Raw genomic sequence first — 13697 nt, forward strand, 5'->3', positions numbered from 1 at the left:
CATGCTAGGATCTGCCTTGCAGGTTTGGCAATAGTGAAGCTGCGGAGATCGTATGCTCCATCCGTCCCGCCATGCGTGCCTTTTGCGTTTTCCTCAGCCTCTGCTCCGCCCTGCCTGCGGCGTCGATTGATTTTTCGCGGGACATCCAGCCGATCCTTTCGGACAAATGCTACTTCTGCCACGGGCCGGATGCCAGGGAGCGCAAAGGGGACCTGCGGCTGGATGTGGAAAAGGAGGCCAAGGCGGTGAAGGAGGGGGTGGCGGCCATCGCGCCGGGGAAGAGCGCGCAGAGCACCCTGATCGAGCGCATCTTCAGCACGGACCCGGATGAGGTGATGCCCACGCCGAAGAGCAACCGCACGCTGACGGAGGCGCAGAAGAGGCTGCTGAAGCAGTGGATCGACGAAGGGGCAAAGTGGGGCACGCACTGGGCCTTTGAGCGCATTGAGCGGCCCAGGATTCCAGACGTGGGGGCGCAGCATCCCATCGATGCCCTGGTGCGGGCCAAACTGGCGGAGAAGGGGATGAAGCCTGCGCCACGGGCTGCTGCGGCGACGCTGCTGCGGCGTGTTTTTCTGGACCTGACCGGACTGCCGCCGACGCCGGATGAACTGGGGCTGCCGTATGACAAGGCGGTGGCGCGGCTGCTGGATTCGCCGCGCTTTGGCGAGCGCTGGGCCTGGGACTGGCTGGATGCGGCGCGCTATGCGGACACCAACGGCTACCAGGGCGACCCCGAGCGCACCATGTGGCCGTGGCGTGACTGGGTGGTGCAGGCCATCAATGCCAACATGCCCTATGACCAGTTCACCGTCTGGCAGCTCGCGGGCGATCTTCTGCCGGGGGCGACACAGGAGCAGAAGCTGGCCTCCGGCTTCAACCGCAACCACATGATCAACGGCGAGGGCGGCCGCATCGCCGAGGAGACGCGGGTGGAGAATGTGATGGACCGCGTGGAGACGACCAGCACCGTGTGGCTGGGGCTGACGATGGGCTGCTCGAAGTGCCATGACCACAAGTTTGATCCGCTGACGATGCGGGACTACTACGGGCTCTACGATGTCTTCAACCAGACGAGCGAGGATGGCAAAGGGCGCAGCGGGCAGGCGGCCCCGGCCATGGACATGTCCACGGCGGCGGAGCTCGCGCAGGTGAAGGCGGCTTCTGAAAAGGTGAACGCCGTCGCGGCGGAGGTGGAGGCCTTTGAGCTGACGAAATTTCCGCGCCCCGCAGGCAGGCCGCTCACGGAGTCCGAGGCCATGAGGCTGCCGGGAAATCTGCCGAGCTACATCGCCAAGACGGAGCCGAAGAACCGGGGCGTGGACCCGCTGCTGGAGGCGGTGAGCTATTTCAAGGACAAGGACGCCGCCTACACAAACCTGCTGCAGCGGCTGCTCGCCGCGGTGCGTGCGCGTGTCTCTGCCACCAGCGCCGTGACCAAGGTGATGATCATGGACACGCTGCCCGCGCCGCGCGAGACCTTTGTGCTGGAGAAGGGCGCGTATGACAAGCCGACCGCCACGAAGGTGAGCTTCAACGTGCCCGCCAGCCTGCCCGCCATGAAGCCGGATGCGCCGCGCAACCGCCTGGGACTGGCGCAATGGATGGTGAGCCGTGACAATCCGCTGACGGCGCGTGTGACGGTGAACCGCTTCTGGCAGGCGCTCTTTGGCGTGGGGCTGGTGAAGACGGCGGAGGACTTCGGCCTGCAGGGCGAGGTGCCGCCGCAGCGCGAGCTGCTGGACTGGCTGGCGGCGGAGTTCATGGAGAGCGGCTGGGATGTTAAGGCGCTGCTGCGGCTGATCGTGACGAGCGAGACCTACCGGCAGTCGTCCAAGATCACCGATGCGCAGGCCGACCCCGAGAACCGCTGGCTGGCACGCGGGCCGCGCTTTCGCATGCCGTCGTGGATGCTGCGGGACCAGGCCCTGGCTGTCTCCGGCCTGCTGCAGGGCAGGCTGGGCGGCCCTGCGGTGAAGCCCTACCAGCCCGAGGGCATCTGGGAGGAGGCGACGTTTGGCAAAAAGAGCTACGTGCAGGACCACGGCGAGGCGCTCTACCGCCGCACGCTGTATGTCTTCTGGCGGCGCATCGTGGGGCCCACCATGCTGTTTGACAATGCCGCGCGGCAGACCTGCGTGATCAAGGCCACGCGTACCAACACGCCGCTGCATGCCCTGGTGACGCTGAATGACGTGACGTATGTGGAGGCGGCGCGTGCGCTGGCGCAGCGTGTGCTGCTGGCAAATCGTGGCAATGAGGACGCGGCGCTGGCGCAGGCCTTCCGGCTGGTGCTGTGCCGTGAGCCCGCGCGTGCGGAGGCGGCGCTGCTGAAGGCGCAGCTGGGCAAACTGAGGCAGCAGCAGTCGGCAGACCGCGCGGCGGCGCTGAAGCTGCTGGCGGTGGGGGAGTCCAAACGGGATGAGTCGCTGGACGCCGGCGAGCACGCTGCGTGGACGGGCCTGTGCCTGCTGCTGCTAAACACGGATGAGGCGCTGACCAAGGAGTAGGGCGCCGCCTGCTGTGCGGTGAAACCAGGGGCGCTGAGGTGAGGGATTTGGCATCATCCCCTCACGCTCACGCTCCTGGCGCCGATGTGCGGCTAGCGGCGGTTGGAAGACCGGCGCCAGTCCTGCTGATGCTCGTTGTGATGACCGTTTTGGTGGCCGTTGGACGGATGGCTGCCGGAGGGGCGGTAGCTGCCGGAGGGGATGCTGCCGGAGGGGTGGCTGTTTGAGGGGAAGCTGCTGGTGGGGCGGTAGCCGCCGGAGGGGTGGCTGTTCGTCGGGTAGGTGTTTACCGGGCGGTAGGCAGAGGGTGGCGGCACGGTGGGGCGCGGCACGGAGGGGTAGCTCGGCTGCGGGCGGTAGCCGCTGGGGCGGTAGGGCTGTGTGTGGTGGTGATGCTGGCCGCCGTAGTAGTAGTGCCCGTTGTGGTAGTAGCGGCTGGTATAGCGCCGGCCCTGGTAGATGTAGCTGCCGGTCTGGTACTGGCCGCCGGAGTAGTAGCGCCCCTGGTAGTAGTAGGCGCTGCCGGTGAAGTTTGGCGGCAGGGTGCTGTAGGTGTTGTAGCCGCCGTAGCCGTAACCACCGCCGTAGCCGCCGCCGGCAAACATGGGGTCGACACAGGAGGCGAGCGCCAGGGCGGCGAGTGCTGGAAGGAAAAGAGTGAGTTTCATGGGGTGGGGGAGGTCAGGGGTTTGTGGGGGTGGGTGCGGCCACGGGGCCGCGAAAGGGATGGGGCACCGCCTCCGGCACGCATGCTGCGGCGTCCCTGCCGGGGGCAGATGCAGGGCGTGCTGGGATGGAGGCTGGGCGGGAAATAAGAAAGGAGCGGGAAGTGGCGCCTGCATGTACAGGCTGATGGCTTATGACAGCTAGGCGCGCGACTGTGTTCAATGCGGAGGCCTCAGAAGCTGATGTAGCCCAGCGGCAGCTCGGCCCGGGGATTGGGCCGGAACTCGCGGTCCACCATGCAGGGCACTTCGGTGATGGAGAGGATTTCCCGGATGTATCTGGCGCTGGTGTCCGGGTTGGCCTCCACATGCAGGAGGGCTCCGGCGGCGTCGCGGATGATGAGCACGTAGCCGTAGCTTTTCACGCCTGCGATGGGCGCATTCACCCCCACGTTGTAGGTCAGGCGCACGGGCTGGGTGATGTGGACCATTTTTGACTTTGCGGGGATGGAGATGTCGAACTCCTCCTTTTGCAGCACGATGAGGTCGCCGTTGGATTCAGCGGCGTTTTTTCCCAGAATGAGGGCCAGGCCCCGGGCTCCCCGCAGGTCGCGTGTCACCTCCTGATTGCTGAGGCTGAAGCTGTAGGTGCATTCGAAAACACGCTGGTCGGTGTCGCCGGAGCTGCGGTTGTTCCTGGCCGGCAGGATCTGGCAGAAGAGGCGGAATTTTTGCGCTGGCGCTGAGGTGCCCGCTGTGGCGGGTGCGGTGGCGGGGGGCTGCTCCGCGTGCTGCGCTGCCCAGCGGGCGATGTAGGCGCCATCCTCTTTGCAGAGGGTCCTGCGGCTGACGACGAGGGACTGCTGGTCGCTGGCGCGCTTCAGCGTCACGCTGTCTCCGGAGACGGCGGTGATCTCCGCCTCCAGCAGCGTACCCACGAGGCTGACGAAGACGCGGGTGTCTGCCAGCGCTGCGGCTGTGCAGAGCTGGGAAACGAGAAGCAGGAGGAGGAGGCGCATCATCAGGAAATACGGGCGGCTCCGGCTAGATTGGCGGAGCGGCCCGGCGCTTTCAAGCCTCGCGCAGCAGGATGGCGTCCACATTCACGCCGTCGTAGAGGGCGTCGCTGAGGATGACGAGGGGGTCTCCGTGCTTGATGAGCTTTTCCCGGCGCAGCAGGTCCAGCGCGCCGCGGATGCTGTCCTCCGGCTGGCCTTCGATGAAGGGCAGCACGAAGGGGTTCACACCACGGGCGGTGACGAGCGTGCGGCTGACGTGGAGATTGGGCGTGAAGGCAAAGATGGGGGCAAACTCCGGGCGCTGATGCGCGAGCAGGTGCGCCATGACGCCTTTGATGGTGAAGACGAGCAGCTTGCTGCCGGGGATGCTGTTGGCCAGCAGGATGGCGGCCTTCACGGTCTTGTGCTTGTTCGTCTTCAGCGGGGCGTCGCTGGCAAAGCGGCCGGAGGGATATTTCTGCTCGATGCGGCTGATCACGGTGTCCAGCACCTCCACGCATTTCTCGGGGTAGCGGCCCACGCTCGTTTCACCGCTGAGCATGACGCAGTCCACCTGCTCGATGACGGCATTGAAGATGTCGGTGACTTCCGCGCGGGTGGGCACGGGGTTTTCGATCATGCTCTCCAGCATCTGCGTGGCCACGATGACCTTGCGGCCGTGGTAGGAGCAGCGCTCCACGATCTGGCGCTGGATGAGCGGCAGGTCCTCGATGGGGCACTCGCTGCCGAGATCCCCACGGGCGATCATGATGCCGCCGGAGGCCTCCACGAGGGCGTCGATGTTGTCGATGGCCTGCTGGTTTTCGATCTTGGCGATGACGCGCGCCTTGCTCTGCTTTTGCTCCAGCAGGAGCTGCAGGTGCTGCAGGTGGCCGGGCTCGCGGGCAAAGCTGAGGGCAAAGAAATCCACGCCCAGCTCCACGCCGAGGTCGAGGTCTGCGTAGTCCTTTTGCGTGAGCGGTGGCAGGCGCACGGGCACGCCGGGGAGATTGATGTGGCGGCGGGATTTCATCTCGCCTTTGGTCATGACGGTGCCGATGACGCGGAGGGTGGAGACTTCGGTGGCCTTGATCTGGATCATGCCGCCATCGACCATGATGACGTCGTCGGCTTTGAGGTCCTTGCCCAGCTCCGGGTAGTTCACCGTCACGGAGTACGCGGTGGTGGAGGGCACGTCGGGCTTGCAGCGAAACTCCACGGTGTCTCCCACCTGGAGCTGCCAGGGCTGCTCCACGTCTCCGGTGCGGATGCTCGGGCCGGTGAGGTCCATGAGCACGGCGATCTCGCGCTTGGAGGCGGCGGCGGCCTCGCGCACGCGGCCATAGACGGTGCGCACCCAGTCGTGCGAGGCGTGGCTCATGTTCAGGCGGATGACGTCGGCGCCTTTGGCGATCAAATTGGCGAGGACTTCAGGACTCTCCGTGGCAGGTCCGAGAGTGCAGAGGATTTTGGTTTTGCGCATGGATGGCATGGATGAAAGCAGGGGACGGGCCAGCGTGGGCGCTGATGTGCCCGAAAGCAAGGCGCACCTCGCAACGGGGCTGGAACTTGCGGGCCGCGGGAAAGAAACTTCTGCAATCCACAATCGGTTGTTGATCAATCGTCAATCGCGCATGCCCACGGAGCTCAGCCGGTGGATTGACGATGGTCGAGCCATCGAGGCGTTGATTTTGAGGTGCCTGGATCGCGCCAGCAGAGGCTTCGTTGATGCGCCTATGTGTTGCGCCGCCGCCGAAAGAGATTGAGACGGTGAAGGGTGGGGATGCTCCTGAAGCGCAGGCGCTGTGGCCATGCGGCCTGAGGAGGCTCGGGAGACGGCGATGCGCCATGCGGCCTGAAGGGCCGCAGGCGTTTGGTGGGATGAGCACTCGAAGTGCCACTCGATCTCTTGCCACGAGTCCAGCGCCCCTTCTGGCCGGGGCACCAAACAGGGCGCGGTAATTCACGGCGATGACCGCACTCCAGGACGCTCCGCGTTCGCGAAGGCATCACGGCTCCCGCTGGCGCGTCAGCCTTTTGGAGTGCGGTCGCGCAGATGCGAGGCGCAAGCCTGCATCGGAGCCACCGCTTTCGGGTGTCTCGTGGCGCTCGTTGGCTCGATGAGCTGGCGCGCGCCTTGCGTGGTGCTGTGTTCGGCGGGGCTGAGGCTCGCGCCAATCGTCCTGCCTGCGAAAGCGGTAGCTGCGGTCGTGCCTCCCTCCGCGACCGCACTCCATATCAGAGCTGCGCGCGCGCTTCGCATTTCAGGGGCAGGGTTTCAACGGGCGGTGCCAAAGAGCGTGTTGTAATTCACGGCGATGACCGCCTCCAGCTCCGCCACATCCATGCCGCGCACCTGGGCGAGCAGCTCATAGCTCACGCGGAGGTTGGCGGGGTGGTTCAGAGATTTGCCATCGGCTGCATGCAGCGGGTGCGGATTGAGCTCATCCGGCGGCCACATGTCGGGGGCGTCGGTTTCGGCGAGGAGGCGGTGAATGGGCACCTCTTTGAAGACGGCGAGCTGCGCGGCTTTGCGCGGGTGGCCAAAGTAGGGGCTGAGGGAGAAGTAGGCACCGAGCTTCACAAAGCCGGGAATCATCTCGGCGGGGCCGCCGTAGGAGTGCAGGAGGAAGCCTCGGCGCGGGAGCGGGGTGCTGCGAAGGGTTTCCTCCAGCAGGCCAAAGGCGCGCAGGCAGTGCAGGGTGGCGGGGCGGTCCAGCTCCACGGCGAGGGCGAGCTGCGTGCGCAGGCAGCCGAGCTGCGCGTCGATGTCCGGGTTTTCGATCCAGCGGTCGAGGCCGATCTCGCCGACGACGGCGCGGGGGTGGGATACCAGAAAATGACGCAAGGTGGTGGCCCAGTCCGCCGTGCGCTCCTTCACATACCACGGGTGCAGGCCAAAGGCGGGGCGGACCCAGGAGTGCTGCCGCGCGAGGTCTGCCACGGCTTGCCAGTCCTCCTCGCAGGAGCCGGTGACGATCATCTCCGCTAGCCCGGTCTGCGGCGTGCTGGCGAGAATCTGCTCACGCCAGGGGTCAAGGCGCACGTCCTGGAGATGGTTGTGGGCGTCGTAGAGCATGGGGGGAAAGTAGCCTTGTTCCTGCGAGCGGGAAAGCTTGGTTGCATGGCAACGGATCGTAAGCGCTACGCGCTTCCGGGCCTGCCATAGACTGCATGCGGCAGTTTCTGCGTCTCAGCAATAATCCGCTGCCATGCGCATGGCGGAAAATGCAATGTAGGCGGCTGAAAATGGCGGCTTGTCCGCCAGCGGTCCCGCCAGCCAGGCGTCTATCGCGTCGTCGTTTTCACGAATGACAAGTTTGAGATTCGCCGTGATCTCGGGAGTGGCTGCTTCCACCAAGTTCTCCCGGTCCAAATCGTCTGAGAGCCCCCAAAAAGCTGCATAGGGAATCAGTGGCACAAGTTCATCCGGCACATCGGCAGGATCAAACTCCGCCTTTGGACTGAGTTCATGGAAGTTTCCGTAATGCTGCTGCAACTGTGCAGCTGTAAGAACTGTTCCGGCTTTCATATTCATCATGGAGCTGGCTGCAAAGGTGCCTGTTTCTCAGTGCTTGTCAGGAGATCTTTGTTCCGCAGGAACAAAGCAACTTTAGGCCACAAAAAAAGCCCGCGCATGCTTCGCAGCACACGCGGGCGGTTGAATCATTCGCGGCTCAGTTGTTGCCGATCATGAGCAGCATGGTGTCGCCTTTGCGCCAGACGCGCAGGAGCACGGTCTTGTCGTTGCCTTTGGCCAGGGTGGTGGCTTCGGCGGCGTTGGCCACGGGCTTGCGGTTCACGTGGGAGATGACGTCGTTTTCCTCCAGCCCCATGGCGGCGGCGCGGCTGTCTGCCTCCACTTTGGTGACGATGACGCCGCTGACGCTGGCGGGGATGTCGTGGCGCTCGCGCAGCGCGGGGGTGAGGGTCTGCACGGTGACGCCGGAGACGAGCTCGCTGATGTTTTCCTTGCCGGGGCCGCTGCCGCCGGGGCGGGGGATGCCGCGCTGGCCGCCGCCCATCTCAGAGAGGGCCTCCTCGGGCAGGGCCTCGAGCGTGGCGTTCAGCGTCAGGCGCTTGCCGCCGCGCATGACCTCGATGGGGATGACGCTGCCGGGCTTGGTGCCGCTGACGATGAGGCGCAGGCGGCTGCTGCTGTCCACCCGCTGGTTGTTGATGGAGATGATGACGTCTTCGAGCTGGATGCCGGCCTTTTCGGCGGGGGACTCCGAGCCGACCATCATGACGACGGCGCCGCCCTGCTCCTTGATGCCGAGGCGCTCGGCGAGGGAGGCGTCCAGGTCGGTGATCTGCACGCCGAGGAAGCCGCGCTGCACAGAGCCGTCATCCAGCAGGTCTTCCACGATGTGGAGCGCCATGTTGATGGGGATGGCAAAGCCGATGCCGGCATTCATGCCGGTGCGGGAAAGGATGGCGGTGCTGATGCCGACGACGCGGCCCATGCCGTCCACGAGCGGGCCGCCGGAGTTGCCGGGATTGATGGAGGCGTCTGTCTGGATGAAGTCCTCATACCCCTGCACGCGGCCGCCGCGGCCGTTGCCCCGGCCTACGATGCCTTCATTGCTGCGGCCCAGGGCGCTGACGATGCCCTGCGTGACGGAGCGGCTGAGCTCCATGGGCGCGCCGGCGGCGAGCACCACGTCTCCCACGCGGAGCTTGGAGCTGTCTCCCAGGATGGCGGGCTTGAGGCCGGTGGCTTCTATCTTGATGAGGGCCACGTCGGTGAGCGGGTCGGTGCCGATGATGGCGGCCCGGTAGGTCTTGGTGGAGCCGTTCACGTCCACGGCGACTTCGATCTTCTTGGCGTCTGCGACGACGTGGTTGTTGGTGATGATGTAGCCGTCCTGGGTGATGATCATGCCGGAGCCGACGCCGCGCTCCTGGTGGGCGTCATCGTCTTCCGGGGGCTTCGGCTGCGGGCGCTGGGGCTGGCCGCGGCGGCGCGGATTGGGCGCGGGCTCGTCGTCCTCATTCATGCCGCCTCCAAAGGGGTCGGCACCGCCGGGGGCGCCAAAGAAGCGGTAAAAGAAGGGGCGGAGCTGCGGGGGGATCTGGTCCACCTCAGGGGTCTTGATGGGGGTGGAGGAGTAGATGGTGACGACGCTGGGGAGGATCTTGTCCACCACGCTGGCGTAGCTCATCTGCAGCTGGCCGTTGTTGGGCAGGGGGCTGAGGTCCTTGACGATCCGGGAGTTGAACTCTGCCAGGGCGGGATTCACCGCCGCGGGTGCTGCCGCTGCCGCCGGCGGCTGCGGGGCCGCAGGGGTGTCCGCAGCGGGGGGCAGGGGGGCGGGCTGCTGGGCGCGCAGGCCGGGCAGTCCAGACGCCAGCATGCCGGCGCAGGTGAATGCGATGCAGAGACGAGGTTGGGTCTTCATGGAGTGTTTTTTAGGATGGGATTTTTCAGCGGTTCTTGGAGGAGCGCGTGATTCTCTGACGTAGTGCCGGGGGGAATGTTGAACATATTCGGGCGAAAGAAAGGGACTCTTTCACTTCGGCCCCCGCAGTCCAAAGACCCGTCCCGGGGGCGGTTGGAGCCCCCCAGGGTACTACGCGCCTCGCGCCTGGGAGAGCGGGTCTATTCCTGCGGCGGCCTCGCGGGGGCAGAGATTTCCATCGCAAATGGCAAGACCTCTCCGGCCGTAGGTTGGGTGTGTTTGGCGGATGTGACATCTCAACCACTTGCACCTCTCTCCGCCAAACCGCCCGACTGCGAGGGCGTTCGTACGCCATGGTGCCTGCCGTGCGCTGATGGACGGGCGGGCTGTCGCCACACCCATCCTACGACCCTGCAGCCGCCGTGCTCCGGCCGTAGGTTGGGTGTGTTTGGCGGATGTGACATCTCAACCACTTGCACCTCTCTCCGCCAAACCGCCCGACTGCGAGGACGTTCGTACGTCATGGTGCCTGCCGTACGCTGATGGACGGGCGGGCTGTCGCCACACCCATCCTACGACCCTGCAGCCGCCGTGCTCCGGCCGTAGGTTGGGTGTGTTTGGCGGATGTGACATCTCAACCACTTGCACCTCTCTACGCCAAACCGCCCGACTGCGAGGGCGTTCGTACGCCATGGTGCCTGCCGTGCGCTGATGGACGGGCGGGCTGTCGCCACACCCATCCTACGACCCTGCAGCCGCCGTGCTCCGGCCGTAGGTTGGGTGTGTTTGGCGGATGTGACATCTCAACCACTTGCACTTCTCTCCGCCAAACCGCCCGACTGCGAGGGCGTTCGTACGCCATGGTGCCTGCCGTGCGCTGATGGACGGGCGGGCTTTCGCCACACCCATCCTGCCATGAGGGCTACGGGGGGCTTACTTCCGCGCTTCCGCGAGGGCCTTGTCCATCACCTCCTTGAGGGTGACTTCGGCGCCGCCGCGGCGCTTGCTCTCGTCTGCGGCCTCCATGAAGGCGTAGATCTCCAGCGTCTCCTCGGGGCTCACGGGGGCTACGCCGGTGCGGAAGAAGTGCACCACGGAGTAGAGCAGGGGATCGTAGCCGTCGTAGGTGCCGATGTCGGCCTCGCCCTTTTCGCCCACGGCCTTGCCGCCGTAGCCTTTGGACTCGGTGAAGGTGCCGGTGCGGCCGCCGGCCCAGGTGCCGGTGACGGTGATGCGGCTGACCGTCTGCTTCGTCTCCTTCTTGGTGGCCTTGTCCACGGTGGTCACTTCCTCGGTCACGCTGCCGCGCTTCACGCTCTGGCAGCCGGTGCCCATGACGGTAAAGAGGGACTCCACGCCGTGGATGCCGTACCAGAAGAGGTCCGGGTGGTGGGGCTCCAGGCTGGCGGGGCTGGTGGTGAGGGCCTGCTTTACCTGGCCCACGCTGCCGCCGCGCACGGCCTGGGTGCCTTTGCCAAAGCGCAGCGAGGAGGAGGTAAAGAGCGGGATGCCCGCCTTCTTGGAGGCGTCAAAGATCTTGATCGCGTCCACCAGCGTGCCGGCGATGGGTTTGTCGATGAAGACGGGCTTGTGCGCCTCCAGGCAGGGCAGCACCTGCTCCAGGTGCACGCGGCCGTCGTTGGACTCGAGGAAGACCACGTCCACCTTGTCCAGCAGGTCATGGATGCTGGGGACGATCTCCACGCCCAGCTCCTTCACCTTGGCGGTGTACTCCGGCACGCGCTCCGTGCTGGAGGGGATGTCCTTCGACCCCTGCGGGTAGGCGGCCACCAGGTGCACGCCCATGACCTCCGGCTTTTGCGGGCTGGCGTTCAGCGTCTTGGTGAAGGCCAGCACGTGGGAGGTGTCCAGGCCGATGATGCCGGCGCGGATGTGCTGCGCGCTGGCGTGGGGGGAGAGCAGCGCGAGGGCGCCGAGGGAGAGAAGCAGGGAGCGGATCATGGCCAGAGACTACGCAGCCCGCAGCGCCGCCTTTCGCCGCTGCGGGCGTGGCAGGGGCATGCGGCACAAAAGCACGGAAACAGGTGCGAAAATGCGGGGGCTGGCGGCCTACCGCGCGTCTGACTCTGCGGCATAGGCCAGCACGCGGGCGCCGCCGGGGCTGCTGCCGCGCACGGAGGCCAGGCTGGCCACGCCGTAGCCAAAGCCCTTCATCTCATTGGCCCACAGCACGCGGCCCGTGGCGGCATCCAGCGCGTACATGTAGCCGTGCACGCAGACGATGAGGCGGTCCCCGTCCAGCAGCAGGCTGGCGTAGGTCTCGCCGGAGGGCGCCGTCCACTGCCAGACGAGCTCCCCGGTGTCGCGGTGCAGCGCGGCCACGCGTTTGTTGAAGGCGGTGAAGACGAGATCGCAGATGTCCATGCGGCGGAGCGTGGCCGGGGCGGGCCGGGCCGCCAGTGGAAGATGGGGCTCATTTTGGAACGGCGCCGGGGCGGCGGCCCTGCGTACGGCGGCGCGGGTGGTTGCAGGCATACCACGAAATACCACTTTTATAGCAGCGTGCAGCAGGTTGTATGAAAACATCATTCTGCATCGATCTGCGAAAAGGCGGTTGACTTTTAAAATTCGGACCCAAGGAGTTTTGCATGACCACGCAACGTCCTGCAGCCCCGCCGCAGGCCACGCCCATGCCCCCCCGAGCCCCGCACGCCCGCCCGGGCGGTGCCGCCGCCGCCGCGCGCCAGGCCCCTCCTTCCGCCCGCCCTGCGCCGCGTCCCGGCACCCGCGCCCCCGCCCATGCCTCCGAATACCATGAGATGCAACAAAATGCCATGAAGTGACCGGCTTCTCCCGGCCTGCCCAGCCGCCGCCGCCGCCGGGACCGCGCCTGCCCCGCCCTCCTTTCCACCCGCACACCGCCATGAAGACCCACACCGCACACGCCAGGGCCGCAGGCCCGCACCACCACGACATACCAGCGCTGAAGCAGCGACTGCGCATCCCGGAGGTGTGGCGGGCCCTGGGCCTGACGGGGCAGCCCGCGCACGTCTGCCGCTCCCCCTTTCGCCAGGACCGCAGCCCCTCCTTCTCCATCTACCAGGACGGGCGGCGGTGGAAGGACTTCGCCACCGGGGAGGAGGGAGACGTCATCGACTTCATCGCCGCAGCACGGCAGACGGGGAAGGGCGAGGCGCTGCAGCACTTCCTGGAGCTGGCCGGGGTGCCATGCCAGCCCTCCCGCCCCCTGCCGCCGCCTGCGCGGAAGTCACCGCCACCGCAGAAAGCGGAGCCGCAGAAAGAGCAGGCGCAGCCGGATGGCGTGAACGTGGCGCTGCAAAACGGCACGGAGGCAGACCGGCGGCTCGTGGCCGAGACCCGCCGCATCTCCCCGGAGGCCGTGTCGCTCGCGCTGGCGCTGCGCACCCTCACCTTTGCCATCGTGCGGGGCTTCCGCTGCTGGGTGCTCACAGACGCGCAGGGCCGCTGCGCCGAGGCACGGCGGCTGGACGGCCTGCCCTTTCCGGAGTGCGGCACGCTGGGCCGGCGCAAGGCGCACACCCTGCGCGGCTCCCGCAAGAGCTGGCCGCTGGGCGCGGCTGTGCTGCACCGGGTGCCGGGCTTCCGCACCCTCCTGCTGGTGGAGGGCGGGCCGGACTACCTGGCCGCGCTGCACTTTGCCACCGCGCTGGAACGATGGGACGTGCTGCCCGTGGCCATGCTGGGGCGCGGCACCGGCGCACGGATCGACCCCGCAGCGCTGGAGCTCATGCGCGGCCGCCGCGTGCGCATCTACCCGCACAACGACGCCGACGGCGGCGGTGTCAAAAGCGCCCGCCAGTGGGCCCGGCAGCTCCACGCGGCTGGCTGCACGGTGGACATCTACGAATTCAACGGCCTGCAGCGCACGGACGGCACACCCGTCAAGGACCTCAACGACTGCACCAGCGGCCTGGACGCGGCCTCCGCCGCCGAACTGCACCACAGCCTCCTCCCCCCGCCCGACCTGGAAGTGCACCCGCCGTATTGACCGAACCCACGCGGCAAAGCGCCGCCACTCATCCGCCGTTCAGCAATCAACCATCCCTGTTCATCAATCCTCAATCGCGCCCGCCCGCCGCCCACCCCAAGCCGGCAGCCACCAAGAACCGAGAACCGAGA

The 13697-nt window shown here is 66.5% G+C and carries 11 protein-coding genes; 3 read left to right on the forward strand and 8 right to left on the reverse strand.

What is annotated here, in order from left to right; translation table 11 throughout:
- Positions 1-71 precede the first annotated feature (71 nt).
- Positions 72-2510, forward strand: coding sequence for a PSD1 and planctomycete cytochrome C domain-containing protein (locus ACFQDI_RS07505; RefSeq protein ID WP_377165028.1), 2439 nt, complete (start codon positions 72-74; stop codon positions 2508-2510).
- Positions 2511-2602: 92 nt separating this feature from the next.
- Here ACFQDI_RS07505 and ACFQDI_RS07510 read toward each other — a convergent pair whose 3' ends face one another.
- The 8 genes from ACFQDI_RS07510 to ACFQDI_RS07545 all read right to left on the reverse strand — a co-directional run bounded on the left by ACFQDI_RS07510 (position 2603) and on the right by ACFQDI_RS07545 (position 12071).
- On the reverse strand, positions 2603-3178 hold the full coding sequence (locus ACFQDI_RS07510) for a hypothetical protein (protein WP_377165030.1): 576 nt from the start codon (positions 3176-3178) through the stop codon (positions 2603-2605).
- Between the two features lie 230 nt (positions 3179-3408).
- Positions 3409-4194 carry a hypothetical protein gene (locus ACFQDI_RS07515; RefSeq protein WP_377165032.1) on the reverse strand — a complete coding sequence of 262 codons (786 nt, stop codon included), beginning with the start codon at positions 4192-4194 and terminating at the stop codon, positions 3409-3411.
- Positions 4195-4246: 52 nt separating this feature from the next.
- Positions 4247-5656, reverse strand: a complete 1410-nt coding sequence (gene pyk / locus ACFQDI_RS07520) for a pyruvate kinase (RefSeq protein ID WP_377165034.1) — start codon at positions 5654-5656, stop codon at positions 4247-4249.
- Between the two features lie 795 nt (positions 5657-6451).
- A complete protein-coding gene (locus tag ACFQDI_RS07525) occupies positions 6452-7252 on the reverse strand; it encodes a TatD family hydrolase (protein ID WP_377165036.1) in 801 nt (266 codons plus the stop codon).
- A gap of 114 nt (positions 7253-7366) precedes the next feature.
- Positions 7367-7714, reverse strand: a complete 348-nt coding sequence (locus ACFQDI_RS07530) for a hypothetical protein (RefSeq protein ID WP_377165038.1) — start codon at positions 7712-7714, stop codon at positions 7367-7369.
- 136 nt (positions 7715-7850) lie between these two features.
- Entirely contained in the window at positions 7851-9575 is a 1725-nt protein-coding gene (locus ACFQDI_RS07535; RefSeq protein ID WP_377165040.1) for a Do family serine endopeptidase, read from the reverse strand.
- 933 nt (positions 9576-10508) lie between these two features.
- Positions 10509-11537 (reverse strand): Gfo/Idh/MocA family protein, encoded by a 1029-nt coding sequence (locus ACFQDI_RS07540; protein ID WP_377165042.1) that lies wholly within the window; start codon positions 11535-11537, stop codon positions 10509-10511.
- Positions 11538-11645: 108 nt separating this feature from the next.
- Positions 11646-12071: an outer membrane protein assembly factor BamB family protein gene (locus tag ACFQDI_RS07545; RefSeq protein ID WP_377165044.1), complete on the reverse strand. Its 426-nt coding sequence runs from the start codon at positions 12069-12071 to the stop codon at positions 11646-11648.
- 155 nt (positions 12072-12226) lie between these two features.
- Here ACFQDI_RS07545 and ACFQDI_RS07550 point away from each other — a divergent pair, with 155 nt between their 5' ends.
- Positions 12227-12379, forward strand: coding sequence for a hypothetical protein (locus ACFQDI_RS07550; protein ID WP_377165046.1), 153 nt, complete (start codon positions 12227-12229; stop codon positions 12377-12379).
- Positions 12380-12459: 80 nt separating this feature from the next.
- Positions 12460-13566: a CHC2 zinc finger domain-containing protein gene (locus ACFQDI_RS07555; RefSeq protein ID WP_377165048.1), complete on the forward strand. Its 1107-nt coding sequence runs from the start codon at positions 12460-12462 to the stop codon at positions 13564-13566.
- Positions 13567-13697 lie beyond the last annotated feature (131 nt).

Source organism: Prosthecobacter fluviatilis, from assembly GCF_042655725.1.
GTDB lineage: Bacteria > Verrucomicrobiota > Verrucomicrobiia > Verrucomicrobiales > Verrucomicrobiaceae > Prosthecobacter > Prosthecobacter fluviatilis.